This is a genomic window from Marinobacter sp. DSM 26671 (genome assembly GCF_900112835.1).
GTDB lineage: Bacteria > Pseudomonadota > Gammaproteobacteria > Pseudomonadales > Oleiphilaceae > Marinobacter > Marinobacter flavimaris.
Genome location: NZ_FONF01000002.1, coordinates 42163 through 69035, shown reverse-complemented (window position 1 = coordinate 69035; position 26873 = coordinate 42163). Strand labels below are relative to the sequence as shown.

25 protein-coding genes are annotated in these 26873 nt (G+C 57.0%); 22 read left to right on the top strand and 3 right to left on the bottom strand.

The window, feature by feature from the left end; translation table 11 throughout:
- Positions 1 to 66: 66 nt before the first annotated feature.
- Entirely contained in the window at positions 67 to 690 is a 624-nt protein-coding gene (locus tag BM035_RS02390) for a tetratricopeptide repeat protein (RefSeq protein WP_254775355.1), read from the top strand.
- On the opposite strand, the gene BM035_RS02385 is transcribed toward BM035_RS02390, so the two are convergent.
- The 3 genes from BM035_RS02385 to BM035_RS02375 all read right to left on the bottom strand — a co-directional run bounded on the left by BM035_RS02385 (position 687) and on the right by BM035_RS02375 (position 3042).
- Positions 687 to 1487 carry an MBL fold metallo-hydrolase gene (locus tag BM035_RS02385; RefSeq protein WP_092030177.1) on the bottom strand — a complete coding sequence of 267 codons (801 nt, stop codon included), beginning with the start codon at positions 1485 to 1487 and terminating at the stop codon, positions 687 to 689. The two genes, BM035_RS02390 and BM035_RS02385, sit on opposite strands and share 4 nt — an antisense overlap.
- A gap of 147 nt (positions 1488 to 1634) precedes the next feature.
- Complete coding sequence (locus BM035_RS02380; protein ID WP_008175952.1) at positions 1635 to 2063, bottom strand: SRPBCC family protein; 429 nt, start codon at positions 2061 to 2063, stop codon at positions 1635 to 1637.
- A 103-nt stretch (positions 2064 to 2166) separates the two neighbouring features.
- Positions 2167 to 3042, bottom strand: a complete 876-nt coding sequence (locus BM035_RS02375) for an AraC family transcriptional regulator (RefSeq protein ID WP_092030175.1) — start codon at positions 3040 to 3042, stop codon at positions 2167 to 2169.
- 162 nt (positions 3043 to 3204) lie between these two features.
- Here BM035_RS02375 and BM035_RS02370 point away from each other — a divergent pair, with 162 nt between their 5' ends.
- From BM035_RS02370 to BM035_RS02270, 21 genes are all read left to right on the top strand, one after another.
- Positions 3205 to 4698 (top strand): CoA-acylating methylmalonate-semialdehyde dehydrogenase, encoded by a 1494-nt coding sequence (locus BM035_RS02370; protein WP_088557834.1) that lies wholly within the window; start codon positions 3205 to 3207, stop codon positions 4696 to 4698.
- Positions 4699 to 4791: 93 nt separating this feature from the next.
- The gene (locus tag BM035_RS02365) at positions 4792 to 5958 is read left to right on the top strand and encodes an acyl-CoA dehydrogenase family protein (RefSeq protein WP_092030173.1); all 1167 of its coding nucleotides are present in this window, start codon (positions 4792 to 4794) and stop codon (positions 5956 to 5958) included.
- A gap of 62 nt (positions 5959 to 6020) precedes the next feature.
- Positions 6021 to 6800 carry an enoyl-CoA hydratase gene (locus BM035_RS02360; RefSeq protein WP_092030171.1) on the top strand — a complete coding sequence of 260 codons (780 nt, stop codon included), beginning with the start codon at positions 6021 to 6023 and terminating at the stop codon, positions 6798 to 6800.
- A 33-nt stretch (positions 6801 to 6833) separates the two neighbouring features.
- Positions 6834 to 7904 (top strand): enoyl-CoA hydratase/isomerase family protein, encoded by a 1071-nt coding sequence (locus BM035_RS02355; protein WP_092030169.1) that lies wholly within the window; start codon positions 6834 to 6836, stop codon positions 7902 to 7904.
- Positions 7905 to 7931: 27 nt separating this feature from the next.
- Entirely contained in the window at positions 7932 to 8819 is an 888-nt protein-coding gene (mmsB, locus tag BM035_RS02350; protein WP_053114702.1) for a 3-hydroxyisobutyrate dehydrogenase, read from the top strand.
- A 3-nt stretch (positions 8820 to 8822) separates the two neighbouring features.
- Positions 8823 to 9155: a hypothetical protein gene (locus BM035_RS02345; RefSeq protein WP_092030168.1), complete on the top strand. Its 333-nt coding sequence runs from the start codon at positions 8823 to 8825 to the stop codon at positions 9153 to 9155.
- A 132-nt stretch (positions 9156 to 9287) separates the two neighbouring features.
- Positions 9288 to 11408 (top strand): type VI secretion system Vgr family protein, encoded by a 2121-nt coding sequence (locus BM035_RS02340; protein WP_092030166.1) that lies wholly within the window; start codon positions 9288 to 9290, stop codon positions 11406 to 11408.
- Positions 11405 to 12199 carry a DUF4123 domain-containing protein gene (locus BM035_RS02335; protein WP_092030164.1) on the top strand — a complete coding sequence of 265 codons (795 nt, stop codon included), beginning with the start codon at positions 11405 to 11407 and terminating at the stop codon, positions 12197 to 12199. Before BM035_RS02340 ends, BM035_RS02335 begins: the two co-directional genes overlap by 4 nt.
- Complete coding sequence (locus BM035_RS02330; RefSeq protein WP_092030163.1) at positions 12199 to 14316, top strand: LysM peptidoglycan-binding domain-containing protein; 2118 nt, start codon at positions 12199 to 12201, stop codon at positions 14314 to 14316. Before BM035_RS02335 ends, BM035_RS02330 begins: the two co-directional genes overlap by 1 nt.
- A 12-nt stretch (positions 14317 to 14328) precedes the next feature.
- Positions 14329 to 15282, top strand: a complete 954-nt coding sequence (locus BM035_RS02325; protein ID WP_092030161.1) for a formylglycine-generating enzyme family protein — start codon at positions 14329 to 14331, stop codon at positions 15280 to 15282.
- Positions 15283 to 15478: 196 nt separating this feature from the next.
- Positions 15479 to 16582, top strand: coding sequence for an AI-2E family transporter (locus tag BM035_RS02320; protein ID WP_092030379.1), 1104 nt, complete (start codon positions 15479 to 15481; stop codon positions 16580 to 16582).
- Positions 16583 to 16682: 100 nt separating this feature from the next.
- Positions 16683 to 17825: a zinc-binding dehydrogenase gene (locus BM035_RS02315; protein WP_092030159.1), complete on the top strand. Its 1143-nt coding sequence runs from the start codon at positions 16683 to 16685 to the stop codon at positions 17823 to 17825.
- The gene (locus BM035_RS02310; protein ID WP_008175927.1) at positions 17825 to 18886 is read left to right on the top strand and encodes a proline racemase family protein; all 1062 of its coding nucleotides are present in this window, start codon (positions 17825 to 17827) and stop codon (positions 18884 to 18886) included. The genes BM035_RS02315 and BM035_RS02310 overlap by 1 nt, the downstream gene beginning before the upstream one ends.
- A 172-nt stretch (positions 18887 to 19058) precedes the next feature.
- On the top strand, positions 19059 to 20708 hold the full coding sequence (locus BM035_RS02305) for an AMP-binding protein (protein ID WP_008175924.1): 1650 nt from the start codon (positions 19059 to 19061) through the stop codon (positions 20706 to 20708).
- Positions 20705 to 21121, top strand: coding sequence for a PaaI family thioesterase (locus BM035_RS02300; protein WP_008175922.1), 417 nt, complete (start codon positions 20705 to 20707; stop codon positions 21119 to 21121). The genes BM035_RS02305 and BM035_RS02300 overlap by 4 nt, the downstream gene beginning before the upstream one ends.
- Positions 21122 to 21125: 4 nt before the next feature.
- Positions 21126 to 21929 carry an alpha/beta fold hydrolase gene (locus tag BM035_RS02295; RefSeq protein ID WP_092030157.1) on the top strand — a complete coding sequence of 268 codons (804 nt, stop codon included), beginning with the start codon at positions 21126 to 21128 and terminating at the stop codon, positions 21927 to 21929.
- A 78-nt stretch (positions 21930 to 22007) separates the two neighbouring features.
- A complete protein-coding gene (locus BM035_RS02290; protein ID WP_008175919.1) occupies positions 22008 to 22811 on the top strand; it encodes an ABC transporter ATP-binding protein in 804 nt (267 codons plus the stop codon).
- Positions 22808 to 23530 (top strand): ABC transporter ATP-binding protein, encoded by a 723-nt coding sequence (locus tag BM035_RS02285; protein WP_008175916.1) that lies wholly within the window; start codon positions 22808 to 22810, stop codon positions 23528 to 23530. The genes BM035_RS02290 and BM035_RS02285 overlap by 4 nt, the downstream gene beginning before the upstream one ends.
- Positions 23531 to 23602: 72 nt before the next feature.
- Positions 23603 to 24814 carry an ABC transporter substrate-binding protein gene (locus BM035_RS02280; protein WP_092030156.1) on the top strand — a complete coding sequence of 404 codons (1212 nt, stop codon included), beginning with the start codon at positions 23603 to 23605 and terminating at the stop codon, positions 24812 to 24814.
- A gap of 106 nt (positions 24815 to 24920) precedes the next feature.
- Complete coding sequence (locus BM035_RS02275; protein WP_041645051.1) at positions 24921 to 25808, top strand: branched-chain amino acid ABC transporter permease; 888 nt, start codon at positions 24921 to 24923, stop codon at positions 25806 to 25808.
- 2 nt (positions 25809 to 25810) lie between these two features.
- Positions 25811 to 26806: a branched-chain amino acid ABC transporter permease gene (locus tag BM035_RS02270; RefSeq protein WP_008175909.1), complete on the top strand. Its 996-nt coding sequence runs from the start codon at positions 25811 to 25813 to the stop codon at positions 26804 to 26806.
- The last annotated feature ends 67 nt before the right edge of the window (positions 26807 to 26873 follow it).

Here is a 26873-nt window from a genome sequence, read left to right as displayed (position 1 = left end):
ATGCACAGACCTATCGGCAAGCCACTGCTAGCGTGAGAGGACAACTGGCAGGCGTCGGGGAACAGAATGCAAAGACAAAGCGCAACGCAGACAATGGTTCGGATGCTGTTTCTGTGCCTGGTCTTTTCATGCTCGTTGGCGAGTGCCGGGGGTAACGAGAACGGCGATCAGGACCAGGTGGCACGGGACATGATCCGGGTTCTCAACGCTTATGTCGTCTACAAGATGGGGCAATATGAATCGGCCTTCGAGCAGTATCTGGAGCTGGCAGAGGAGGGCAGCCGCCAGGGCATGCTCAATGTGGCCAACATGTATGCCCAGGGGCAGGGCGTTGAACAAAACCAGGAGAAAGCCTTCCAGTGGTACCTGCGGGCAGCCGACAGCGGTGATTCCATCAGTATGGTCGAAGTGGCCATGGCCTATGAAGAGGGCAGGGGAACGGTTCTGGATAAAAACGAAGCACTCCGTTGGTATCGGCGAGCTGCGGAAGCGGGAAACAGTGATGCCCGCTGGCGGCTGGGGAAAAGCCTTTATGACGAAGGCCGAATGGCCGAAGGCTTGTGCCTGATCCGGCTGGCGGCAGTTGACGGTGGCCAGCCCTCAGCACAGCAGTTCCTGTCAGCGCTGGGGCCGGGTACCGGACCGGAGAATAAATTGCCCCGGTCCCGGTGTTTGCCTTCCGGCAGTTAAACGTAATCGACCGGGCGCCGGTAGTTTTCCTGGGTCATCAGGTCGATGCCACACTCCATATCGCTGACCCAGCTCAGGAAGCGATCAACCATCACCGGTCCTTCGAAGCGTTTGCCGTGCTGGGGCACAATCATCGAAACATCCATGTCGCGGACCATATTCGCCCAGAGTTGGCAAACCTTCCGGGAGGCAATGTAGCGCCGATGGAAGCCGATCATGCTCGGTATATGCTTGTCGAAGTCCTTTACTGGCAGGTGATCGTCCTCGCCACCCATGGAGGCGCCCAGGTCGCCCGAGAACAGAATCTTCGAGACCGGGTCATAGAACTGCAGGTTGCCGACCGAATGCATGAAGTGGGCTGGCAGACATTGCAGATAGGATTCCCCGAATTTCACATTGGCGCCGGCATCCGGAACGCTAACGATGCGGTCGTACACGCTGCCGCTGAGCTGGTTGGTCACGTAGCTGGAAACCAGGTGCGGAAGGAACCGGGCCCAGAGTTTCGAAGTTACGATCTTCGCGCGGGTATGAACGATCCAGCGGTCGATGGCACCGATGATGTCCGGGTCCTGGTGAGAGGCGAACACGTAATCCATGTCGCGGATGTTCATGTAGCGTGATGCCGCCACCGACAGCGGGGTGTAGGTGAGGTCACCACCCGGGTCGATCAGTGCTTCATGTTTACCGTCGACAATCAGGAACTGGTTGGACTGGACGCCCTCTCCGGTTACCAGGGAATCGAACATCAGGCATTTGTGGTGTCCGTTATCGAACAGGACAATGGGTTCGGCTGCCATTTCGGTCTCCCGCAAAATACAGTTTGATCCGGCCGGAATGGCCGGATATTGCAAGCTGCGCGGAGATTACAAAATTGACAAAAGCCAACTCTTGCCTCAGGTCAATTCTCTGATATTCCTCAAGTAACGATTTGTTGTTGCCGGCTCTCAGGCCAGCTGTGGTACCCGTTTGATCCCGCGGCGAATACCCTGTTCAAGGGCGCTGCTGACGACCTTCCCGGTGAACGGTACGATGTCTTCGAAGGTGATGGTGTAGTTCACCCGGGTGTGGCCTTCCGGTGTGTCCTCGAAACGGATTCTTCCCAGATGGTTGCGGATCGGGCTCATGCTGGTGATGGTGTATTCGATCAGTGAATCCGGCTCGAAGCTGGTCACCGTTTCTTCCAGGCCGACCGGCCCGATGCCGATTTTGCGAACGGAGCCGATGCCGTTGGGATCAGCCTGATCGCTGTCCTTGATTCGTTTGACCGGTGCTCCCAGCAGTTTTCCGAAACGGTAATGGTCGGCGAACAGGGCGAAAACCCGTCGTCGGGGTACGTCAAAGGTTTCATCAATTTCAATGGTGTACATGGCCATGGGCTCACTCTTTTTGTCATTCGATGCCCCCAGCCTAACCCCTTGGCTCCTACAACAAAAGTCGTAGAAGGCGGCAGGTTTCAATCTGGCCCGGGTTGACCGTTCAGTGTCGGGCGGTATGCCGGTAGTCCCGGGGTGACTGACCCATTACCTTTTTGAAAAGCCGCGAAAAATAGTAAGCATCGTCATAGCCCAGGCGTCGGCTTATGTCTGCGAAGCTCAGGCTGCTGGTGTCCAGCATCTGGCAGGCGCGTTCCACCTTCAGGTGCAGGAAGTGCTGGATCGGGGAGGTGCCGGTCTGTTCCCGATAGCGGGTGGCAAAATGAGCCGGTGAGAGGCCGGCGAGATCGGCCAGTTGCTCCAGGCTGATACGCTCATCCAGATGCTCCCGCATATAATTGTGAATGGTTTCCAGTTCGGCCTGCCGCTCGTGCCCGGTTTCGTCGGCGTTGATCGGAACTGCAGCCAACAGTTGCCGAAGCCGGTTGGCCGCGTGGATCAGGCCGCGGGCCCGGAAACCGGTCTGTCGCACCGATAGCAGGCCATTGAAGTCAACCAGAAGCCGGGGTTGCCGGCCCAAATGACGAATCCGGGTCGGGCCGTCGAACCCCATGTAGTGTTGAAAATCTGCTGCCAGTGGTCCGGTGTAGTGCACCCAGTGAATGGTCCAGGGGTTGTCCGGATCGGCGGTATACCGATGGTTGGCACCGGCCGGCAGAAGCAGCAGATCGCCAGCCTCCACCGTGTAGGGCTCCCCGTCTACGTTCAGGAACGCACGGCCTTCCGTGCAGTAGATCAAAAGATTGTCGTGATGGTGTTCCCGATGCATGTGATGGCCGACGGCGCGCCGGTAGTGGCCGAACGCCAGCGGATAGAGATCCCGGGTCAGTGGATGGCTCGCGAGCAGTCGAATGATCGGCTCAGGCACCACGTAGCGAATGCTGTCTTTGGGCACCGGCCACTGTGAGGTTTGGGTCATTTCTGGTCTTGTTTGTTTGAGCTTTATCGAAAGATAGTCCATTACGGGCGAAATTTAGTCAATCACCCATTGGTCAATCCCGTGCTAGCCTTTGGGTAAACGTGGCAAGGAACCCTCAGGTTCCGGCCGGCTTCCCGTACAACAACAAACAGGGACATCAACATGAAAAATGTACCGTTGTATATTGCAGGTGAATTCATCCAGAGCCAGACCAAGGACTGGATTGAAGTTACCAACCCCGCCACCAACGAAGTGATCGCCAAGGCTCCGAACACGACTCATGCGGAAATGGAGCAGGCCATCAAGTATGCCGGTGAAGTATTCAAGACCTGGAAGGAAGTGCCGGTTTCCGAGCGCGCCCGGGTTATGCTCCGCTATCAGGCACTTCTGAAAAAACATCATGACGAGATTGCTGAAATCCTTTCGCAGGAAACCGGCAAAACGTTTGAAGACGCCAAAGGGGACGTCTGGCGTGGTATTGAAGTAGTTGAGCACGCTGGAAACGTCGCTTCTCTGATGATGGGCGAGACGGTTGAGAACGTTGCCCGTGAAGTGGATACCCACTCCTGGATCCAGCCGCTGGGTGTGTGCGCCGGTATTACGCCGTTCAACTTCCCGGCCATGATTCCGCTGTGGATGTTCCCAATGGCGATTGCCTGCGGTAACACCTTTATCCTCAAGCCTTCCGAGCAGGATCCGTTGACCCCCATGCGCCTTGCCGAGCTGTTTGAAGAAGCCGGTGCGCCCAAGGGCGTTCTGCAGGTGGTTCACGGTGGCAAGGAGCAGGTTGACGTACTGCTGACTGATCCCGCCATCAAGGCCGTTTCTTTCGTAGGTTCTGTGCCTGTTGGCCGTTACATCTACGAGACCGGCACCCGCAACATGAAACGTGTCCAGAGTTTCGCCGGTGCCAAGAACCACATGGTCATCCTGCCGGACGCTGACAAACAGCAAGTGATCAATGCCCTGGTTGGTGCCTCGGTTGGTGCTGCCGGCCAGCGCTGCATGGCAATTTCGGTCGCGGTCTTTGTGGGCGAAGCCCAGCAGTGGATTCCAGAGCTGAAAGAAGCCATGGCGAAAGTTCGTCCAGGCGCGTGGAACGATTCCGGTGCCAGCTATGGCCCGATCATCTCTTCCAAGGCGAAAGACCGTATCGAGTCCCTGATCGCGACCGGTGAAGCGCAGGGCGCTAACCTTCTGCTGGATGGTCGCGGCTGCACCGTAGACGGACTGCCCGATGGCAACTGGGTTGGCCCGACTCTGTTCTCCGGTGTTACCACCGAGATGGATATCTACAACGAGGAAATCTTCGGTCCCGTGCTCTCCTGCATGGAAACCGACACCCTTGGTGATGCCATCGAGCTGGTGAATAACAGCCCGTACGGCAACGGCGTCTCCATCTTTACCAGTTCCGGTGGTGCCGCGCGTCGCTTCCAGCATGAGATCGACGTAGGCCAGGTGGGCGTGAACATCCCCATTCCTGTGCCCCTGCCGTTCTTCTCGTTCACCGGCTGGAAGGGTTCCTTCTACGGTGACCAGCATGCCTACGGCAAGCAGGCGGTTCGCTTCTACACCGAAACCAAAACGGTTACCTCCCGCTGGTTCTCCAGTGAAGCGACCAGCTCGGAAGCCAACTTCTCTATCCAGTTGCGTTAATTGCGTTGAAGGTGGGGTATTTGGGCCGGAACCTGTTTCCGGCCCCTTGTTTTCCCCACTCAATGCCAAGCCCTCTCTATCTGGAGCGTAACGATGGACTTTAACCTCACCGAAGATCAGCTGGCGTTTCGCGAGGCCGCTCGGGCGTTCGCGGAAAAATCCATGGCGCCCCACGCTGCGAAGTGGGACAGCGAGCATATTTTCCCGGTCGATGTGATGAAGGAAGCCGGCGAAATGGGCTTCATGGGTATGTACACGCCCGAAGCGCTTGGCGGCATGGGGCTGTCCCGGCTGGACACCTCGGTCATCGTGGAAGAGCTCGCTGCTGCGTGCCCTTCAACCGCCGCGTTTATCACCATCCACAACATGGCCACCTGGATGGTCGCCAGCTTTTCGTCGGATGATCTCAAGCAGGAAATCGTGCCTAAACTCGCCAGCGGCGAATGGCTCGCCTCCTACTGCCTGACCGAGCCGGGTGCCGGCTCAGACGCGGCCAGTCTTCGCACCAAGGCCGTGCGCGATGGCGACAGCTACGTAATCAACGGCAGTAAAGTATTCATTTCCGGCGCTGGGGCCACCGATATTCTGGTCTTGATGGCCCGAACCGGAGCGCCGGATTCCGGCTATAAAGGCATTTCCACCTTCGTGATTCCCGCAGATGCCGACGGCATTTCCTACGGCAAGAACGAAGAAAAAATGGGCTGGCACAGTCAGCCTACCCGGATGATCAGCCTGGAGAATGTCCGCATTCCGGCCAGCAACCGAGTTGGTGACGAGGGCGACGGGTTTGCCATCGCCATGAAGGGGCTCGATGGCGGGCGTCTGAATATCGCCACCTGTTCCCTTGGTGGTGCTCAAGCGGCTCTTCTCCGTGCCCGTAACTACATGCACGAGCGGGAACAGTTCGGTAAGCCGCTGGCGGCTTTCCAGGCTCTGCAGTTCAAGCTGGCTGACATGGCCACCAACCTGGTTGCCGCGAGGCAGATGGTTCGTCTGGGCGCGTTCAAGCTTGATAACGCCGATCCGGAAGCGACACTGCATTGTGCCATGGCCAAACGGTTCTCCACCGATGCCTGTTTCGAAGTGGTCAACGAGGCTCTGCAGCTTCACGGCGGCTACGGCTACATTCGTGAATACCCGCTTGAGCGCTATCTGCGTGACCTGCGTGTGCACCAGATCCTGGAAGGCACCAACGAAATCATGCGTCTGATTGTTGCCCGTCGCCTGCTCGATGACGGCGTGGCTGAGGCAATTCAATAAGCATAAAAATGGGGTCTGATGAAATCGTCATCCGACCCCATTTTCAGTATGAGGAATAGCAAATGAGTGACCTGATTCAGCTCGAAAAACGCGGACATATCGCCGTACTGACCATCAACAATCCACCGGCCAACACCTGGACGAAGGATTCCCTCATTGCCCTGACGAGCATCGTCAAGGAACTGAACGAAGACCGGGACATCTTTGCCCTGGTAATGACCGGGCAGGGCGAGAAGTTCTATTCCGCCGGCGCCGATCTGAAAACCTTCGCCGATGGCGACAAAGCCCGGGCGAACGAGATGGGCCAGCTTTTTGGCGAGGCCTTCTCCACGCTGCAGCGGTTCCGCGGTGTTTCTATCGCGGCGGTGAACGGCTACGCCATGGGTGGCGGCCTGGAGTGCGCCATGGCCTGTGACATCCGCATTGCCGAAGAGCATGCCCAGATGGCACTGCCCGAAGCAGGCGTTGGCCTTTTGCCCTGTGCCGGCGGCACCCAGAACCTGCCCTGGCTGGTGGGTGAGGGCTGGGCCAAGCGGATGATTCTGTGCGGTGAGCGGGTAAAGGCCGATACGGCACTGCGAATCGGCCTGGTTGAGGAAGTGGTGCCGAGCGGACAGAGCCTTGATAAGGCGCTGGAGCTGGCGGAAATGGCGTGCCAGCAGAGCCCGTCGTCAACGGCTCGTTGCAAGACCCTGGTGATGAGCGCCCGCGATGGCCGCAGCCACGACGACGGCTGGCGCATGGAGCGGGAACTGTTTGTTGAGCTGTTCTCTACCGAAGACCAGAAAGAAGGCGTAAACGCGTTTCTCGAAAAGCGCAAGCCGGAATGGAAAAACCGCTGAAGCCGGCTTTGAAAGCTGGCTCAAGGACCTGTTATGAGTGATCAACCCATTATCTTCGAAGAATGGAAGACGGGCGATGGCGCGCTGATCGCCGTGGCCCGGCTGAATACGCCCAAAGCGCTGAACTCGCTGTCTTTGGAAATGATCCGGTTGCTGACTCCGCAACTGAAGCGTTGGGCGGAGGACCCCGTAATCCAGGCCGTCTGGCTGGAATCCGAGGGCGACAAGGCGTTCTGTGCCGGTGGCGACATCGTTGCCCTGTATCGCAGCATGACCGAGCCACAGGGTGCCAGTGAGGGTGAGGCATTCTTCACCGAGGAATATGAGCTGGATTACCTGATCCATACCTTCCCGAAACCGCTCGTTTGCTGGGGACACGGCATCGTAATGGGTGGCGGTATGGGCATTATGGAGGGCGCGTCTCACCGGGTGGTGACGGAAGGATCGAAGCTTGCCATGCCCGAGATCACCATCGGCCTCTACCCCGATGTTGCGGCGGGCTGGTTCCTGAACCGCACCCCCGGGCGCACCGGCTTGTTCCTGGGTCTGACCGGTGCTCGCCTGAACGGCGCTGATGCAATCTTCACCGGCCTTGCCGACCGCTTCATCCGGCATGATCTGAAGGGCGATGTTGTTGCCGATTTGTGCAAGCGTAACTGGCAGGGCGAAGATCCTCATGCAGTGGTCGGTAGTGTGTTGCGTCAATACGAGCGTGAGAGCGCCGACGCCATGCCGGAGTCACCTGTTCGCACTCATTTCGATGAGATCAATCGGGTTACCGATGCTGACTCCCTGGAAGCGACCGTTAACCAATTGAAAGAACTGGCTGGTGGCGACGGCTGGGTGGCGAAAGCGACCCGCTCCCTGGCTGGTGCGTCACCCACATCCCTGGCTTTGGTCTGGCGGCACCTGCACGGCTGCAAACACGATAGCCTGAAAGAGGTGCTCGACAAGGAACTGGTGCTTTCCACCAAATGCCTGACCAAGGGCGAGTTTGCCGAAGGCATCCGCGCGCTTCTGATCGACAAGGACCAGCAGCCCCGCTGGCGCTATGCGTCCCTTGCCGAAATGGACAGCGCCTGGATCGACGATTTTTTTAGCTGATCTATTACAAGAACAAGGAGAAAAGACATGGCAAAGATTACCTTTATCGGTCTCGGTAACATGGGCGGCCCAATGGCCGGAAACCTGGTAAAAGCCGGCCACGAGGTCACCGTATTCGACCTGTCCAAAGACGCTGTTGCCGCCCTGGTGTCCGAAGGCGCGAAAACAGCAGGCACCGCCCACGAAGCAGCCAGTGGCGCGGAGTGTGTCATCACCATGCTGCCTGCCGGCCAGCATGTGGAAGCGGTATACCTGGGAGACGATGGTCTGCTGGCAAAACTGCCGGCCGGCACCCTGGTGATTGATTCTTCCACCATCGCTCCGGAAACAGCCCGGGGCGTTGCCGAAGTTGCACGAGCCAAGGATATCCCGTTCCTCGATGCGCCCGTCTCCGGCGGTGTTGGCGGTGCCAAGGCCGGCACCTTGACCTTCATTTGCGGCGGCTCGGAAGAGGCCTTCAACAAGGCCAAGCCGATTCTTGACGCCATGGGCAAGAACATCTTCCATGCCGGTGATCATGGGTCCGGCCAGGTGGCCAAGATCTGCAACAACATGCTGCTGGCTATCCTGATGTCCGGCACCAGCGAAGCACTTGCGCTCGGCGTGAAGAACGGTCTGGATCCGGCGGTGCTCTCGGAAATCATGAAGCAGAGCTCTGGCGGCAACTGGGCGTTGAACGTCTACAACCCCTGGCCAGGTGTGATGGAGGGCGTACCCGCGTCACGTAACTACGAGGGCGGCTTCCTGGTCAATCTGATGACAAAGGATCTGGGGCTGGCGTTCGACAACGCCGTGAAGAACCAGGCTTCCATTCCTATGGGCTCTCTCGCCCGTAACCTGTTCCAGCTGCACGCCGGGCAGGGTAATGGTGGCCTGGATTTCTCCAGCATTCAGCGGCTTTACAAGCCTGAATAAAGGTTGACCAAGGAAACGATTAAAACGCCAGACGGGCGCTACCTTGTGGTAAAGGGGCGCCTGTGGCGTTGTTCGAATCCCGATCTTCCGGAGCAGGTGTACCGGGAGCAGGTCAAGCACCTGATGTCTGCTCGCCGGATGGTGCGGGATGCGAAAGCATCCGGCGACGAGGGTCAGGAGCGTGAGGCCCGCCAACAGGTGGATCACGCCAAGCGTGCCCTGGGTGAGCGCGGGCCGGTCTGGTGGTCTGATGACGAACCGGACTATACCCAGTGCAAGATCGAGAACACGCCGTACGCCGAATGGTATCGTTCGCGCCAGGAGGCGAGTGAGTAACGTTCGGTCTTTTCGTTGAATAACCGCGACTACGCTGTTAATGTTTCACCCGCTACGATGGAAGAACTGCCAGGGATAGTGCAGTTTTTGTAGCAGAATCATCCGGATTGATGACTTCAAAGGATTGAAGACATGCCCCAGGCAAATGGATTGCAGTTCACCGTCCGCGTTGGCGGTCTCCCCTCTGATATTTTTTCACTCGTCGGTTTTACCCTGACCGAATGCCTGTCCGAGGTGTTTCACGGTCGGCTTGAGCTGGCCAGTACCGATCCCTCAATTCAGGCAGCGGAAATTCTTGAGCAACCGGTGGATCTTGTGGTCTGGCAGGATGGCGAGCCGCTAAGGCGCTTCACCGGTGTGGTCAACGAATTTGTTCGGGGCGATGCCGGTCACCGGCGCACCCGTTATGAACTGAATATTCAGTCGCCGCTCTGGCGTCTGGGACTGATGCACAACAGCCGGGTTTTCCAGACCCAAAGCAGCGATACCATCGTGGCTACCTTGTTGGAAGAGCGCGGCATTATCGGCTCGGTTTTCGATCTGAAACGCACTCCAGAGCAGCGGGAGTATTGTGTTCAGCATCGAGAAAGCGACCTGGCCTTCCTCGAACGTCTCGCGGCTGAAGAGGGCTGGCATTACAGGTATGAACACGGGAGCGTGGACGCAGACACACAGCCGGCGCTTGTAATCGCCGACCATCATGGCGATGCGCCGAAGCTGGAGCCGGCAGAATATAACGCCAGAGCCGGCGGCAGCAGCAGGCGCCCGGTCGTGTACCGATTTCGATATGAAGAGCGGGTGCGGGTGGCCTCTGTGGCCATGAAGGATTATACCTTTAAGAATCCCGCCTATGCTTTGATGCATCAGCATGCTTCCGGCGACCTGAAGCACCGGGAAGATTACCAGCACTACGATTACCCCGGCCGCTTCAAGGCCGATGCCAGTGGCCAGCCGTTTACCGAAGCCAGACTGCAATCCCTCCGCAATGATGCCAGTACCGCATCCGGTGAGAGCAATCGCCCGGACTTCAGCGCCGGCGCCAAAGTTGAGCTGAAGGAGCACGACAGCGACGCCCTGAATCGGGAATGGCTGCTGACCGCAGTCACTCACACCGGCACCCAGCCCCAGGCCCTGGAAGAGGAGGGCGGCAGCGAACCCACCACCTATCACAACCGGTTCAATGCCATACCTGCAGACCTGACCTGGCGTCCCCGAACGCCCCATCGTCCTCTGATGGACGGCCCGCAAATTGCGATTGTCACAGGCCCGGAAGGCGAAGAGATTCACTGCGATGAACATGGCCGGGTCAAAGTCCGTTTCCCTTGGGATCGCTACTCGAAAAACGACGAACACAGCAGCGCCTGGCTCCGAGTCAGTCAGGGCTGGGCCGGCGGCCAGTATGGCTTCATGGCCTTGCCACGAATCGGCCACGAAGTAATTGTCTCCTTCCTGGACGGCGACCCGGACCAGCCCATCATCACCGGGCGAACCCATCACATCACCAACACGCCACCCTATGGGCTGCCGGAGCACAAAACCCGCACCACCCTGAAAACCAAGACCCACAAGGGCGAGGGCAGCAACGAACTGCGGTTTGAGGATGAGGCGGACCAGGAACAGATCTACGTCCACGCCCAGAAAGACCTGGACCTGCTCACCGAGAACAACCACACGGAGGTGATTCGGAACGACAGTCACCGCACGGTCGAAAACAACGAACTCAGTCACGTCAAAGGCAATGAGCACCGAACTGTCGATGGCGAACAGCGTGAGTCGGTCGGAAGTGATTACAGCCTCTCCATCGGTGGCAGTCTTCACAGCAAACAGGGCAAAAACCAGCTCGTTGAAGCTGGCACCGAGATCCACCACAAAGCGGGTATGAAAGTCGTAATCGAGGCGGGCGCCGAACTCACGCTCAAGGCGGGTGGCAGCTTTCTGAAGCTGGATCCCAGTGGCGTTACGGTCTCCGGGCCTTCGGTGCGCATGAACTCTGGCGGTGGGCCTGGGAGTGGGAGTGGGGTGTCGGCCCAAGACCCGGCGCTTCCGGCCAGCCTGAGTGAAATTTCCGATACGAATGAACCGGCACAGCTTGCTGAAACCGACACCCGGACTGTAGCAGGGCCTACACCAAGTTCGGTGCAGGCCCTGAATGCGGCGGCCAGGAACGATGTTGCACTGGTCAAGCAATGCGGGCGCAAGCCGGATGGCACCTGCGCCCTCTCATCCTGTTCATGCGAGGGTGTGACTGCATGATAGGGCTGGATGAAACAACCAGGGCGAAGGCCTACATTCTTTTCGACGGTGCATTGTTTGATGCACCGCGCTTCACCTACGAGCATGATGATCAGCCCCAACTGGAATATCTGTTCTTGGGCACACCACATGAAGCGGCTATGGAAGTAACCCCTTGCCTGGTCAAACCCTCCGAGCGTACTCGGCTTTGGCGTGCCCAGTCGGAGTGGCAGGATAAAGCCATTATCCTTTTATCGGATCAAAGCCTCCCCCTTGTGGCGGGCCATTTGCGCAGTTTGCTCAGTGTGCAGATGCCGAATGGGGGATTCTCCTACCTGCGCTATTACGCACCCAAGCAGCTCACGCGGCTGATGTCTGCACTGAATGAGCAGGAACGCGCTCGCTTTAGTGGGCCAGTCAGAGAGTGGCTGGCCTTCCAGCCGAACGGAGAGCTATCCCGGTTCGATTCAGATGGCTCGCAACACTTCAGGAAAGCGGCTGAGGAAGGCTGGTTTCTCCTCACTGAAAATCATGTGGTAGTGCTGTCACAGAGCGCCAGGCATGAATTCGTCGAGAAGTTGGGCCGTTTTCTCAACATCACGGATCGAGCACGGTTGGAGCAACTCATCAATGAGGCAACCGCGCTGGGTTTTCGAACCGAAAAGGAGGTTAGCCGTTACTCAGAGCTGGCTGTGGTTCACGGGGAGCGGATCAAGCTTGCCGAAATCCGCACCATTCTGTCTGACTCTGAGGTCTCGGCTAGCGCACGTCTGAAAGCAGTGGATAACCATTTGGCATACGGAGTTGCCTGATGAATTCTGAATACACCGTTCGCTCCGGCGACACCCTCAGTGCGATTGCACAAAGGCATCAAACAACCCTGAGCAGCCTGATGCGGCTGAATCCTGCAATTGAGAACCCGGATCGTATCTTCCCCGGACAGCTGCTCAAGCTGCCAGCGGCCAACGAGGCTGATTTCTCCAACTGCGAAGTGGGATCTATTGCTCAGGAGCCTCCCTGTTCCGAAGAAATCGTGGAAGTTGTTCATGTAACCGGGTCTGACGAACTGATTCTTCTGACTGAGGCAGAATTGGCGGATTGGGTCGAAGAAGAGGAGTTTGTTTGTGGTCCCATCACTGAATTTTACGGGAAGCTTGACGGGCTTGATGAGGGTGAAACCGACTCTGAACTGGGCGTGAGTGAGGGCGAAGGGCGCTTGCTGTCGGAAGTACAGGAGGAGAAAGAACGGCTGATAGACGAACTTGAGGCGCGCTCAGTCCTGACCAACGACATGCAATCCATTCCACCGATTACTGAAATAAAGCGGTTGGCCGGCAATAAGCACGTCACATTTGTTCGCTCTGACAAGATCGCGAACCACCCTCGCCGGTATTCGATGGCATCGCGAGACAGGGAGCGCAGTAAGGGTTGGCTAACCGAGAACGGCGTTGATCCGGCTAAGCTACGAGATGCTATCCGAAGCGAACTTAACATCAAGTTCAACGCAACCCTCTGGGAGCCGGATAAAAATGGCGCGCTGATGACGACGTTGAACAAGTTTTACGATGAGGCATCCTGGTCCATCTGGGGAGACGCGGAAGCCAGGCGGGAAGCGGTCGATGAAATCGGGTTTGATGCCTCCGCAGAAGCACAGTTCATGCGCTTTGCTGCCGGTGCGGCAGCTTCGGGTGAATTTGATCCGCGCAAGGGGAAAGTGCATTTCCAGGCGAAAGCGGAAGCGCAGTATGCCCTGGCGCAGGGCAAGGTTGGTGTTGAGCAGGCGTTTCCGGTGAATAACCGGTCCGAAATCCGGATTCCTTATCGGGTTGGAGGCTGGGATGGCGAGCGCAAGATCGCGTCGCTCGGCCATTTCCAGGCAGCGATCAACGCCTCGCTGACCGGGTTCGCCGGCGCCTCGGCTCTTATTGCTGGAAATGTTCACGTGTCCACCAAGGACGGCCTCCCCACTCTGAAGGGCATTGCTTCGAGGAATAACGGGCAGAAGGCGGGTGCTGAGGCTGGGGTATTCGCAGGCATTCGTGGCGGATGTGAGGTGGCAGGTGAGCTGCGTTGGAAAGACGTACTGACCGAGAAGCGAGAGTGGGAAAGGCTTTGTAGGGTAGGTAAGAAGGTCGAGGCAGCGTTGGGGGCTGGGGCAGAGGCCGAACTCAGGCTGTTATTCAGCCCGGAGACTGGCAAATTTTATTTAAACGCACACGCTGGGCTTGTGCTAGGCGTGGGGCCATCCGGAAGCTTTCTCTTGGAGATCGAGACTCAGAAAGTCATTCGGATGCTCCATTTCGTCTACAACGCACTAATGGACGTGGACTTCAGATATTTAGAACTCTTTGATTCGAATAGCTCCGCCTTTAAGTGGTACCAGCGAATTAGTCTGTATGCCCTTGGTAGGGGACTGTCTGCCGCTGGGGCAGCGGAAGAATTTGCCAACTCCATGGCGACTGAGATCGTTCGATTTGTCGAGTCGTTTTTCGTAAACCGTGCTCGTGAGGAGCGTGGCCATGAATTGGCTTACAACGTGGTCGTCGATTTAGCGTTGGCCGAGGACTCTGTGTTCAGGCATTCCCCTCCTGAAGTAAAAGGGGCTGTATTGGACAATATTCTTTATGACTGGTGGGTGACCCCTAATTTGTGGGGTGCAGATGACATCAAAATTATGGCTGTTAAGCAGATAATGGAAACCTTTCAGGGTTGGCGCGATTTCGAGGAAACCGTTATGCGAATGAACCCTGAAGGTTTTGCGAGGCATGAGGAGTTTGAGTCGAATGTTGATCGACTTTTTGCATTCATTGGAAAAAACAAAGCGGATCAGCGCATGTTCATACTTGGGCTTCAAGGCCAAAGGGCAATTGCGGGAAGGCCCGTGAAAATGGATCCTTTCGACGTCTGCCGTATTTGTAGGATTGGCTAGGGAAAACCGCATATGGTTCTGAATAAAGGTTTGCAGCTGGGGTTGGTGGTGCTCGCAACCTCATTAACTGCTTGTGAGAGGTTTGGTAATGGCTCGGCCGATGCGGTTTCACGAGTCAAGCAAAAAGCGATTGAAAATCTGGTCTTTGTTGAGGGAGGTACTTTTAAGTTGGGTGATGTAGGACACCCGAATGGTTCGCCTTATGTAGTTTTAACGGATCACGCTCGGCCTGCTGTCGATGTCAGCGTCGACAGCTACTCCATATCCAAGTACGAGACAACTTGGGGAGAAATGCGCGTCTATTATGAGAAAGTTGGACACATCTCCTTGTATGAGGGGTCTGGGTATGACGAGAAATTTATCGCCCCACCAAGTGAAGATCCCTTGTCTCCTTATTTTCATCTTAAACCTGCCAGAACACCAAATTACTATGAGGCAGAAGGGTACTGCGCCTGGTTAAGCGATCAAACCGGTTTACCCTTTGCTTTGCCAACGGAAGCTCAATGGGAATACGCTGCCCGAAGCCGTGGCAAGGAAGTGCCTTATGCAACTGGTACTGGGGAAGCGAATCCTGATACGTACTTGCAGAGACCCGTGCAATACATTGATCCGAGCATACCTCCATCTGGAAACATGCTCAGCCACGATTTTAATGTGATGGAGCGTCGTCCCGTAGGCTCCTATCCGCCGAATTCAATTGGTATTCATGATATGACTGGCAACGTCGCTGAATGGACTCAGGATTGGTTTAAACCGGATTTTTATACGGAGGCCAGCTTTGATAACCCAAGAGGGCCAAAGAACCCTCTCGACCCAGCAAAACCTCAGAAGACTGTTCGAGACTGGGCTGGAATGGGGGGGAGCTTTGGCGGGGGCGATACTGTTTTTGCGAGAAGCGGAGGATCTGTTGACTCGGGGAGTATAGGCTTCCGCTGCGTCGTCAATCATCCTGAGCCGATAAACTAGGGAATGACAGGAATCCGTCAAAAAAATCGAAGTGCCGAGCTTACATTTCGTTTTCGAAACTTCGGTTTTTGCTTCAAGTGAACCCCGCGTAACCCTCTCCCGGGTGCGCTCGCGCTATGGTGAAGGTAGACTGACCGTTTTTAACACTGGCCTGGAGTTACCGGGCCAGCTTTTTTCACGGTATACAGGCTTCATCATGGAAGACCAATCCACAAATAAGGAACCGGCGGGTGAGAACAAGCGCCTGCTGATTTCATCGGATCTTGCCACGCCGATATACGGTTTGTTCGGTCTCGGTATTCTGTACACCCTGTACGTTGCTCATCAGATTGTCCTGCCCATTATTCTTGCCGTTATGACGAGCTTGCTGCTCTCGCCCCTGGTCAAGAAGGCGTACGTTAAGTGGCGGGTTCCCCGGATGATCAGCTCCCTGGTGTTTGTGCTTCTGGTGCTCGCCGGCATCGTCGGCATTACACTGGCCGTCGCGACGCCTGCCCTCAAGTGGGTTGAGGAAGTGCCCCAGGGGATATCGAGGCTGCTGGTGGGCGAGAGCGAAATCAGTCGCCAGATCGCCAGGGTCTCCGAGTCTGCGGAACAGGTTGAAAAGTCCGTTGAGGAGCTCTCGGAGTCAGAAAGGCAACAGCCAACGACGGTTGTTCTGCAGACGGATTCATGGCGCAACCAGTTGATGACCAAAGCCCGGAACGGCATCGCTGGCCTGGCTTTGGCACTGGCATTAACCTATTTCCTGTTGGTGAGCGGTGATCGTCTGATCAAGAACTTTGTCCGTCAGTTGCCCATTGATCAGCGGAAAACCGTGCTTAGGATTACCCACGATTCTCAGCATCAGATTGCCCAGTACCTGGGCGTTCTCGGCCTGAGTAATCTGGCCGTCGGCACCACAACGGGTCTGATCTGCTGGGCCGTCGGGCTGCCGGATCCGGCTGTGTGGGGGCTGGTCGCCGGGCTGGCGCGGTTCATTCCCTATTTGGGCAATATTCTCTCGATCTCGTTGCTGACCATCGTGTCTGTGGTCAGTCTGGACGAGCTCTGGATGATGGCTGTCGCGCCCCTGGGATTCCTGGGGCTGACCACGCTTGTCGGACTGTTTATTGAGCCCTGGATTCATGGCTTTCGTATGGCCATCAATCCGGTGATCATCTTCGTCTCGATCTTCTTCTGGGGCTGGCTCTGGGGGCCGGTGGGCGTGCTACTGGCGGTGCCTCTGATGACGGTCATCCAGGTGGTACTCAAACAGATTCCCAAGCTGCGTCCTATCTATAAAGTGATTGCCCGGTAGTCTGATAATGGATACCCGCAACACGCACTGACACGCCCGGTAAACTCACCTATCCTCTTTGAATACCCGAAATTCAGCAAACAGGGAGGATCGTCAGCCCATGATCCCGAACACCATGAAAGCCATGGTTCTTACCGGTCACGGTGATGTCGATAAACTGGAGTACCAAGATGTGCCTGTTCCTGCGCCCGGAGCCGGCCAGGTGCTTGTTCAGGTTACGGCAACGGCGAAGAACAACACCGACCGCAAGGCACGGGAAGGGCTGTATCCCACCAAAAAAGGCGAAATGACATCCTTCCAGATGGGCGGCAAGCCCACGCTGGTTTTTCCGCGGATTCAGGGGGCCGACATCGCCGGGCGTGTCGTGGCTGTTGGTGACGGTGTGGATGAGTCCCGCATTGGAGAACGGGGCCTTCTGGATTTCAACATCTACGCCAATGACCGCCGAGACATCAATCTCACGCCCGATTACTACGGCCACGGTGCCGACGGCGGTTACGCGGAATACGTAGCGCTGCCGGCTGACCAGTTCCATCACATACCCAATGCCGAACTGGCGGATGCCGAAGTGGCGTCCATGGGCATGTGTTCCTACCAGACCGCCATGCACATGCTTACCTCGGCCAACATCAAGGCCGGAGAGCGGGTCCTGGTGACCGGCGCGAGCGGGGGCGTTGGCACGGCCCTGATCCAGCTTTGCCGAATTATGGGGGCTATTCCCTATGCTCTCAGTAAACAGGACAAAGCGGCAGCGCTGTTGGAACTGGGCGCCGAGGCGGTGCTGGATCGCTCCGATATGGACAGCTTTGTAGATCGGGTGAAAGCGGAAACCGGAGGCAAGCCCATTAATGCGGTGATGGATCTGGTGGGCGGAGAGATGACCGATGTGTTCATCGATACCATGATCTTCGATATGAACGCCCGCAGCACCTACCCGCGCCTGAGTATTGCAGGGGCCAGTGGCGGCAACATCAGCGAAATCCTGTGGACCCGGATCTACCTCTACCAGGTACAGATTTTCGGGGTATCTCATGGCACCCGCGAAGAGGCAGAACAACTGATGGCCTGGATCCGGGGAGGGCAACTGAAACCGGTTCTGCACGGTGCGTTTCGGCTCTCTGACCTGCACCGGGCAGAAGAATATTTTGTGAACCGGGGTAGCAATTATCTCGGCAAGATCGTGATCGTTCCCGACTCACAATGGGAAGAACACGGCCAACCCTGGTCACTGGAGAGCGCTTGATGAAACCGGAACTGACCATTCAGTTGATGGATACCCATGCCGGCGGTGATGTCAGCCGGATCGTGACCGGTGGCATTGATCTGTTGCCCGGCGATACCGTGCGAGCGCAGATGGAGTACCTGCGGGATGACGCCGACGGTCTACGCCGGCTTTTGCTGGAAGAGCCCTACGGGATACCGGAAATGTCTGTGGATCTGTTGGTGCCGCCCACGGATCCGCGAGCTGCCGCCGGTTACATCATCATGGAAGTCATGGGCTACCCTATCTACTCGGGCTCCAACACCATCTGCACGGCTACTGCGGTGCTGGAAGCGGGCATTGTGCCCAAACAGGAAGGCCAGCAGAGTTTTATACTGGAATCGCCCGCCGGACTGGTCCAGATTGAGGCGACGGTGCACGACGGAGTGGTAGAAGCCATCACCTGTGAGGGTCTGCCCAGCTATATCCACACCTACAAGGCCACCATCGACGTGCCTTCGCTGGGCGAGATTACCTACAGTGTTGCATACAGCGGCGGCTTTTATGCGCTGGTGGATGCAGCCAGCATGGGCTTCGATCTGACCCTGGACGAAGAACGCAAACTCGCAGAAACCGCCCACGCCATTGTCGAGGCGATTCAGGCAGAGCGGGGCTTTTCCCATTATACGCTTGGCGACGTAGGGCCACTGCCGTTCCTGCACTTCATGGGCCCTGTGGAACATGTGGCAGAGGGCTATTACCGGTCCCGCTCGGCAACCTATGTGCATCCCGGGGTGATCTGTCGGAGCACAACGGGCACTGGCACGTCCGCCCGTCTGGCGTTGATGAACTACGAAGGCAGTATCAAGCCGGGCGACAAGCTGGAAACCGTTTCCCTCAGAGAGACGGGTTTTATCGGTGAATTCACTTCGGTTGAGGAAGAGGGTGAGTACCAGGTGATCAAAAACAGCATCACCGGCAAGGGTTATGTCATTGCCCGCTCCGACATCGTGGTCAATTGCGATGATCCCATGGTGGAATGCGACTCCCTGCACCACATACTTTCAAGCCGCCATCCCGGGAAGATTACGCCGAAATCCTGATTTTCGTGTTTGATCCCTTCAAGGGTGCGGCAGGCCTGTCGCACCCGCTTTTCCTGCTCATAAAGCCACACAGATTTCTTCCTTTTTGGTCTAAAGTTTACCTTTACGTAAAGTGAAGCCTGTGCTAAACCTTGACCCGTGCTTTCAATGATAAAAACAACAGGAGTTGAGAATGAGCCTTCCGGAATATACCGACGTTTACAACAACTTCGATCCTGCTGCTCTGGAAGCGGACATCCTGGATGGACGTCTGGATAGCGGGCTCAATGTCTGTCACGAAATCTGCGACAAATGGGCAGATGACCCGAGTCGGGTTGCGCTTTACTACGAAACCGAAGATGGCGGTGACGGCACTCTGACTTTCGCCGAGCTGAAAGAGGCCTCTGCGCGTTTTGCCAATTATCTGAAATCCCAGGGCATCGGAAAGGGCGACCGGGTGGCTGCACTCCTGCCGCGCACTCCGGAGCTGCTGATCGTTATCGCCGGAACCCTGCGTGCTGGTGCCGTGTATCAGCCGCTGTTCACGGCCTTTGGTTCCGGGGCCATTGAGTACCGGTTCGAGCGAGCCAGCACCAAGCTGGTGGTGACCAACCCGGAGAACTATCCCAAGCTGAACGACGTCAAGGTCTGCCCGCCGATTGTGGGTGTAAACGCCAGTGAGATTGGCGCGGACATCCCTGACTTCGAAGAGACCCTGGCGGCCCAGTCGAGCGATTTCGAGCCTGTCATGATCAAGGGCGACGATCCATTCCTGCAGATGTTCACTTCTGGCACCGTGGGTAAGTCCAAGGGGGTTGCGGTACCGGCCAAAGCGCTGCTGGCGTTCTACGTTTATATGAAATACGCCATTGATCTGCAGGATGGTGACAGGTTCTGGAACGTGGCCGATCCCGGTTGGGCCTACGGTCTTTACTATGCCGTGGTTGGGCCGCTGCTGATGGGCCACGCCACGCACTTCAACCCGGGTGGTTTTACCCCGGAATCCACCTACGACATGATCCGCAAGTACAAGATCACCAACCTGGCTGCGGCGCCTACGGCTTACCGTTTGCTCAAGGCAAACGATCACGTGCTGCCGGAAGGCGAGAACCTGGGCCTTCGGGTTGCCAGCAGTGCCGGCGAGCCTCTGAACCCGGAAGTGGTGAACTGGATTCGCAACCGTCACTACTGCCCGGTTAAAGATCATTACGGCCAGACCGAGACTGGCATGACCTGCTGCAACTTCCACGGTCTGGCGCATCCGGTCCGTGAAGGCTCCATGGGCTATGCCTCTCCTGGCCACAAGGTGGTCGCGCTGAACGAGAAAAACGAGGTTGTAGGCGAGGGTGAAGTTGGTCAGCTGGCGGTTGACGTAAAAGCGTCCCCGCTTTTCCACTTCGACGGTTACACCTGGGGTGAAAAGGACCCGTTCGTTAACGGCTACTACCTCACCGGTGACATGGTCATCAACCACGGCAATGGCAACTTCTCCTTCAGTGGCAGGGATGATGACATCATCACCACGGCCGGCTACCGGGTGGGACCGGCAGACGTCGAGAGCACACTGCTCGAGCACGCCGCTGTGGCGGAGTCCGGCGTTGTCGGCAAGCCGGACGAAAAGCGCGGTTCCATCATCAAGGCTTATGTGGTGATCAAGGGCGATTACGCTCTTGGAGACGAACAGGCCCTGAAAGACGAACTGCAGGAGTTGGTTCGTCGCAGGCTCTCGACCCACGCCTTCCCCCGGGAGATTGAGTTTGTCGATGAGCTGCCGAAGACTCCCAGCGGCAAGATCCAGCGGTTTGTCCTGCGTAATCAGGCCAAGGAAGAAATCGGCGCATGATCATTACGTTCGAAGAGCTGCAGGCCTTCCTTGACGAGCAGTTTCCGCAGGGGGAGGCCTACGGCACCCTGCAGAAGCTCGGGGATGGCTGGGCAGAAATGAAACTGGAAGTGGATGAGGCGCATCTCAGGCCCGGGGGCACCGTCTCCGGGCCGGCCATGATGGGGCTGGCGGATGTCACCCTTTATGCGGCGCTGTTGAGCAAGATTGGCCTTGTTCCCCTGGCGGTGACCACCAATCTGAACATTAATTTTCTGCGCAAGCCGGTGGCGCATCAGCCCATCTGGGCCCGTGCCACCATGCTGAAAGTCGGCCGTACCATGGGCGTGGGCGAAGTGTTCGTTTACTCGGAAGGTGCCGAAGAGCCGGTTGCTCACTCCACCATGACCTATTCAATTCCGCCAAACCGGTAATCCCATGCAGATTCGTGACATGATGGTGCCGGTAGGCGACGGTATTGAGCTGGAAGTCAGGCGAATCCAGCACGCGGAACCGAAAGGGCCGGTGCTGGTTTTTCTCCACGAGTCCCTGGGCAGCATCGCCTTGTGGCGTAAGTTTCCGGAGAAGCTCGCGAAAGCAACCGGCTGCGACGCGCTGATCTACAATCGTCAGGGCTATGGCCATTCTTCCGATGAAGAGCTCCCGCGCCCACACGATTACCTTGAGGCAGCTGGCGAACAGTGGTTGCCCCGTCTCCTGGACAAGCTCGAAATCAGGGATGTGGTGCTGATAGGGCACAGCGACGGTGGTTCCATTGCCCTCGTGACTGCCGGCACCATGGGGGGGCGTGTAAAGGCGCTGGCGACCATGGCGGCGCACATCTATGCCGATCACCTGACCCTCGCTGGTATCGAGGAAATGGCCGTACGTTACAGGGAGACGGATATCCGGGATCGTTTGGCGCGCTATCACGGCAACCGGACTGACGATCTTTTCAACGCCTGGCAGACAGTCTGGCGTGACGAAGGGTTTCAGGCGGCGATGGATTTCAGTCGCTGGCTGGCGGCAATTGAATGTCCGGCTATTATCATTCAGGGAGAAAACGACGAATACGGAGTGCCGGAGCAGGTCACGGATATCGTTGCCGGCATCGGACCAAAGGCCCGCGGCGTTCTTCTCGAGGATGCGGGGCACTCGCCACACCTGGAAAAGCAGGACCAGGTAGTAGAACTCCTATACGACTTTTTGCGTAGCGAGAGTGTACTTAAAAACTGCAATTAAGTGTTGACGTTTACGTATACGTCAATCTAATCTGGTAGTCAGATAAAACGCACAACAATAACAAAGGTAGATTGGCTCATGAGTGAACAGTACGTTCTGGAGACCCGTAACCTTGTCAAAGAATTCAAGGGCTTTGTTGCAGTCGACGACGTGAACCTGAAGGTCCAGAAAGGCCACATTCACGCCCTGATCGGCCCCAATGGTGCCGGCAAGACCACGGTCTTCAATCTGCTCACCAAATTCCTGATCCCGACCCGGGGCCAGATCCTGTTCAAGGATCAGGACATCACCACCATGAAGTCCGCCGCCATCGCCCGCCAGGGCATTGTTCGCTCGTTTCAGATCTCAGCCGTATTCCCCCACATGACCGCGCTGGAGAACATCCGGGTGGCCTTGCAGACGTTCGAGGGCACCTCCTTCAGTTTCTGGAAATCCGGTAACTCCCTGCACAAGCTCAACCAGCGTTGCATGGAGCTCCTGGACGCCGTGGGCCTGGCTGAATTCGCCAACACCACCACGGTTGAGTTGGCGTACGGGCGCAAACGGGCGTTGGAACTGGCCACCACGCTTGCCATGGAGCCCCAACTTTTGTTGCTGGACGAGCCAACCCAGGGCATGGGTTCGGAAGACGTTGATCGCGTTGTGGAACTGGTACGCAAGGCTGCCGAGGGGCGAACTGTCCTGATGGTTGAACACAACCTCAGCGTAGTCAGCAAACTCTGTGATCGCATCACCGTACTGGCTCAGGGCGCTGTTCTGACCGAAGGCGATTACGCGACGGTTTCCGGCGATCCACGGGTTCGCGAGGTGTATATGGGCAGTGATGGTAGCGGCGAGCGCGGCACCACCGCCGACAATGATCAGGCGGAGGCAGCGCAATGACCACGAAATCCGACCGCGAGTACGAACAGCTGCGACTGTCCGGATTGCACGCCTTTTACGGCGAATCTCACATCCTCCACGGCATCGACATGGTGGTGAACCGCGGGGAACTGGTGACTTTGTTGGGTCGCAATGGCGCGGGCCGTAGCACAACGCTCAAAGCCATCATGAATATGGTTGGCCGGCGCACCGGCTCCATTATGATCAATGGTGAGGAGACAATGTCCTGTGCACCTCATCATATTGCCAGGTTGGGTGTCGGGTATTGCCCCGAACATCGGGGCATTTTTTCCTCACTCAGTGTCCAGGAAAACCTGACACTACCGCCAGTTGTGCGTAGCGGCGGCATGAGCCTGGAAGAAATCTACAACATGTTCCCCAACCTTTATGAACGTCGCTTCAGCCAGGGCACCAAGCTGTCCGGCGGCGAACAGCAGATGCTGGCCATGGCGCGTATTCTGCGCACCGGCGCCAACATGCTGTTGCTGGACGAGATCACAGAGGGCCTGGCCCCGGTTATTGTAGAAAAGCTGGGAGAGGTCCTGATTGCCCTGAAAAACAAGGGCTTGACCATTGTCCTGGTTGAACAGAATTTCCACTTCGCAGCACCGTTAGCCGACCGTCATTACGTTGTTGAGCACGGTCAGATTGTGGAAGAAGTCAGCGCCAACGAACTGAGTGCAAAACAGTCGGTGCTGGATGGCTATTTGGGGGTCTGATCCCGGATAGGACGAGAGCAAGAAAAGTAACAACAACCCGAACCAACGCAAGACAGTAGCGGAGATACAACAATGACAATGATGAAAAAGCTTCTGACATCAGCCGTTGCATCAGCCATGATGGTAGGCGGAGCCCAGGCGGCCATTTCCAACGACACGGTCAAGATCGGTTATCTGGCGGACATGTCCGGCACCTACCGTGACCTGGCAGGACCAAACGGTCTGAAAGCTCTGGAAATGGCCATCGCTGATTTTGGTGGTAACGTCAATGGCGCCAAGATTGAAGTGGTGAGCGCCGATGACCGTAACAGCCCGGATACCTCATCCAGCACCGTACGTCGCTGGGTTGAGAACGAGGATGTCGATCTCGTAGCCGGTATGGTGGCTTCCTCTGTTTCCATCGCCGTGAGCAAGATTCTGGAAGAGCACGATCGCCTCGGTATCATTTCCGGTTCAGCGGCTTCCAGCATCACCAACGAGCACTGTACCCCGAACCACATCCACTACGTTTACGACACCTATCCGCTGGCCAACGGCACCGCCAGTGCGGTCGTCAAAGAAGGTGGCAAAACCTGGTACATGCTGACTGCCGATTACGCTTTCGGTCATGCCTTGGAAGGCGACGTGACTCGCGTGGTCGAAGCCAACGGTGGTGAAATCATCGGTTCAGTGCGTCATCCGTTCCCCACTCAGGACTTCTCATCGTTCATCCTGCAGGCTCAGGCATCCGGTGCTGATGTTATCGGTCTGGCAAACGCCGGCGCCGACACCACTAACGCCATCACCACCGCCAGTGAGTTCGGCGTAACCCAGTCCGGCCAGACTCTGGCGGCACTGCTGCTGTTCCTGACTGACGTGCATGCGCTTGGCGCTCAGACGGCCCAGGGTATCCAGCTCACCACCGGTTGGTACTGGGACATGAACGATGAAACCCGTGAGTGGTCTGATCGCTTCATGGAAGAAACCGGCGTGCGTCCGACTATGGTTCACGCTGGCATCTACTCCAGCGCCATGCAGTACCTGAAAGCCGTAGAGGCCACCGGTTCTGACGATGCCCAGACTGTGCGCAAGCAGATGATGGACACTCCGATCAACGACATGTTTGCCAAGAACGGCAAGATCCGCGTTGACGGCCGCATGGTGCACGATATGTACCTGGCGGAAGTGAAGACCCCGGCCGAGTCCAAGAACGAGTGGGATCTGTACAAGATTCTGCGGACCATCCCGGCCGAAGAGTCCTACCGTCCGCTCTCCGAGAGCAAGTGCAAGCTGGTCAATAACTAAAAGCGACCGTTATGGGTTCGTCCTGCAACAGGGCAGGGCGAACCCATGAAAACGGAAAAGAATAAAGCCAAAAAACAATCCCTGTGCTGCTTCTGGAGTTAGCCCAATGTCCATGATTTTCGGCGTCCCTTTAGCTGTGCTATCCGGCCAGCTCCTGATCGGAATAATCAACGGCGCCTTTTACGCCCTTCTGAGCCTTGGGCTCGCGGTCATCTTCGGTCTGCTGAAGATCATCAATTTTGCCCATGGCGCCATGTATATGCTCGGCGCCATGACCACCGTCCTGATGTTCGACTATCTGGGCGTGAATTACTGGGTCGCCTTATTGCTGGCGCCACTTCTGGTTGGTGCCTTCGGTGTCGCCATTGAATATTTTCTGCTGCGTCGCATTGCGGGGCAGGACCATATCTACAGTCTGCTGCTGACGTTCGGCGTCGCGCTGATCATCTCGGGTGTTCTGGTGAACTGGTTCGGGGTTTCCGGGCTACGCTATACCATGCCGGACATGTTCAAGGGTGGCGTAAACCTCGGCTTCATGTTCATGCCGTACTACCGGGCCTGGGTCATCGTAGCGGCACTGGTCGTCTGCTTTGCAACCTGGTTCGTGATTGAGAAAACCAAGCTGGGCGCCTACCTGCGGGCCGGCACGGAAGACTCTCAATTGATGCAGGGTTTTGGCATTAACGTGCCGCTTCTGATTAGCCTCACCTACGGGTTTGGTGTTGCGCTGGCAGCCTTTGCAGGTGTTCTGGCCGCGCCCATCTACTCGGTGACACCGGTCATGGGGTCGGCCACACTGATTACGGTCTTCGCCGTGGTGGTTATCGGCGGTATGGGCTCCATCGGCGGCGCCATCATCACCGGTATTCTGATGGGCGTGATTGAAGGGCTCACCAAAACCTTCTACCCGCCGGCATCCTCGGCGATCATCTTCCTGGTCATGGTTCTGGTTCTTATGTTCCGGCCCAGTGGCTTGTTCGGTAAGGAGGCATAACCATGAATCAGCCAGTCAATTCCGCCGACATTCACAAGGCTATCGTTCAGGAACAGGCCGCTCAGGATCGCAAAAAGATGATGCTGAACGGTGTCCTGCTGCTCCTCCTGCTGGCGGCACCGTTCATGATCTATCCGGTCTTCCTCATGAAGATCCTGTGCTTCGCGCTGTTTGCGGTGGCGTTCAACCTTCTGTTCGGCTTCACCGGCCTGTTGTCATTTGGCCACGCAGCCTTCCTGGCCACAGGGGGCTACACCACCGGTTACCTGCTCAGTAATTACAGCGGGCTAAGCACCGAGATGGGCATCATCGCCGGTACGCTGGCGGCCACAGTGCTTGGTACTGGCTTTGCGTTGCTGTCGATTCGTCGCCAGGGTATCTATTTCGCGATGGTAACCCTCGCGCTTGCCCAGCTTGTGTTCTTCTTCTTCGTCCAGTCTGAATTCACGGGTGGTGAAGACGGTATGCACGGCATTCCCCGTGGCGAGTTGTTGGGCTTCATCAATCTTGAAGACAACCTGAACATGTATTACTTCGTCCTGGCGGTGTTCATCGCCTGCTACCTGTTGGTACAGCGTATCGTCGGTAGTCCGTTCGGCCAGGTGCTGAAGGCGATCAAGCAGAACGAACCCCGTGCCGTCTCCCTGGGCTACAACGTCGATCGCTACAAGGTGCTCGCGTTCGTCATCTCGGCGGCCCTGGCCGGTCTGGCCGGTTCCATGAAGTCTGTGGTGTTCCAGCTTGCCTCCCTCAACGATGCCCACTGGCATATGTCGGGCGAGGTCATCCTGATGACTCTGGTTGGTGGTATGGGAACACTGTTGGGCCCGGTGGTTGGTGCCACCTTCGTGGTGAACATCGAGTACCAGTTGTCCCAGGGTGCCCTGCGTGACTGGGTGGACCCAATCCTCGGCGGGATTTTCGTCCTGACGGTACTGGCATTCCGTAGCGGTATCGTGGGAGAGATCCAGAAGTTCGTGAAAAAGAACCTGGGCTGACGCCTGCTTTAGCTCGGAAAACAAAAAGGGCCACCTCTGGGGGTGGCCCTTTTTGTTGTTCAACTGG

Bases quoted from the DNA above. Each gene is read 5' to 3' on its own strand.
- BM035_RS02295 (WP_092030157.1), top strand. From the start codon at position 21,126: ATGCAGATTCGTGACATGATGGTGCCGGTAGGCGACGGTATTGAGCTG.
- BM035_RS02280 (WP_092030156.1), top strand. From the start codon at position 23,603: ATGACAATGATGAAAAAGCTTCTGACATCAGCCGTTGCATCAGCCATG.
- BM035_RS02385 (WP_092030177.1), bottom strand. From the start codon at position 1,487: ATGGCAGCCGAACCCATTGTCCTGTTCGATAACGGACACCACAAATGC.
- BM035_RS02285 (WP_008175916.1), top strand. From the start codon at position 22,808: ATGACCACGAAATCCGACCGCGAGTACGAACAGCTGCGACTGTCCGGA.
- BM035_RS02305 (WP_008175924.1), top strand. From the start codon at position 19,059: ATGAGCCTTCCGGAATATACCGACGTTTACAACAACTTCGATCCTGCT.
- BM035_RS02270 (WP_008175909.1), top strand. From the start codon at position 25,811: ATGAATCAGCCAGTCAATTCCGCCGACATTCACAAGGCTATCGTTCAG.
- BM035_RS02365 (WP_092030173.1), top strand. From the start codon at position 4,792: ATGGACTTTAACCTCACCGAAGATCAGCTGGCGTTTCGCGAGGCCGCT.
- BM035_RS02355 (WP_092030169.1), top strand. From the start codon at position 6,834: ATGAGTGATCAACCCATTATCTTCGAAGAATGGAAGACGGGCGATGGC.
- BM035_RS02380 (WP_008175952.1), bottom strand. From the start codon at position 2,063: ATGGCCATGTACACCATTGAAATTGATGAAACCTTTGACGTACCCCGA.
- BM035_RS02340 (WP_092030166.1), top strand. From the start codon at position 9,288: ATGCCCCAGGCAAATGGATTGCAGTTCACCGTCCGCGTTGGCGGTCTC.
- BM035_RS02325 (WP_092030161.1), top strand. From the start codon at position 14,329: ATGGTTCTGAATAAAGGTTTGCAGCTGGGGTTGGTGGTGCTCGCAACC.
- BM035_RS02360 (WP_092030171.1), top strand. From the start codon at position 6,021: ATGAGTGACCTGATTCAGCTCGAAAAACGCGGACATATCGCCGTACTG.
- BM035_RS02275 (WP_041645051.1), top strand. From the start codon at position 24,921: ATGTCCATGATTTTCGGCGTCCCTTTAGCTGTGCTATCCGGCCAGCTC.
- BM035_RS02290 (WP_008175919.1), top strand. From the start codon at position 22,008: ATGAGTGAACAGTACGTTCTGGAGACCCGTAACCTTGTCAAAGAATTC.
- BM035_RS02390 (WP_254775355.1), top strand. From the start codon at position 67: ATGCAAAGACAAAGCGCAACGCAGACAATGGTTCGGATGCTGTTTCTG.
- mmsB (WP_053114702.1), top strand. From the start codon at position 7,932: ATGGCAAAGATTACCTTTATCGGTCTCGGTAACATGGGCGGCCCAATG.
- BM035_RS02310 (WP_008175927.1), top strand. From the start codon at position 17,825: ATGAAACCGGAACTGACCATTCAGTTGATGGATACCCATGCCGGCGGT.
- BM035_RS02315 (WP_092030159.1), top strand. From the start codon at position 16,683: ATGATCCCGAACACCATGAAAGCCATGGTTCTTACCGGTCACGGTGAT.
- BM035_RS02335 (WP_092030164.1), top strand. From the start codon at position 11,405: ATGATAGGGCTGGATGAAACAACCAGGGCGAAGGCCTACATTCTTTTC.
- BM035_RS02300 (WP_008175922.1), top strand. From the start codon at position 20,705: ATGATCATTACGTTCGAAGAGCTGCAGGCCTTCCTTGACGAGCAGTTT.
- BM035_RS02370 (WP_088557834.1), top strand. From the start codon at position 3,205: ATGAAAAATGTACCGTTGTATATTGCAGGTGAATTCATCCAGAGCCAG.
- BM035_RS02330 (WP_092030163.1), top strand. From the start codon at position 12,199: ATGAATTCTGAATACACCGTTCGCTCCGGCGACACCCTCAGTGCGATT.
- BM035_RS02375 (WP_092030175.1), bottom strand. From the start codon at position 3,042: ATGACCCAAACCTCACAGTGGCCGGTGCCCAAAGACAGCATTCGCTAC.
- BM035_RS02320 (WP_092030379.1), top strand. From the start codon at position 15,479: ATGGAAGACCAATCCACAAATAAGGAACCGGCGGGTGAGAACAAGCGC.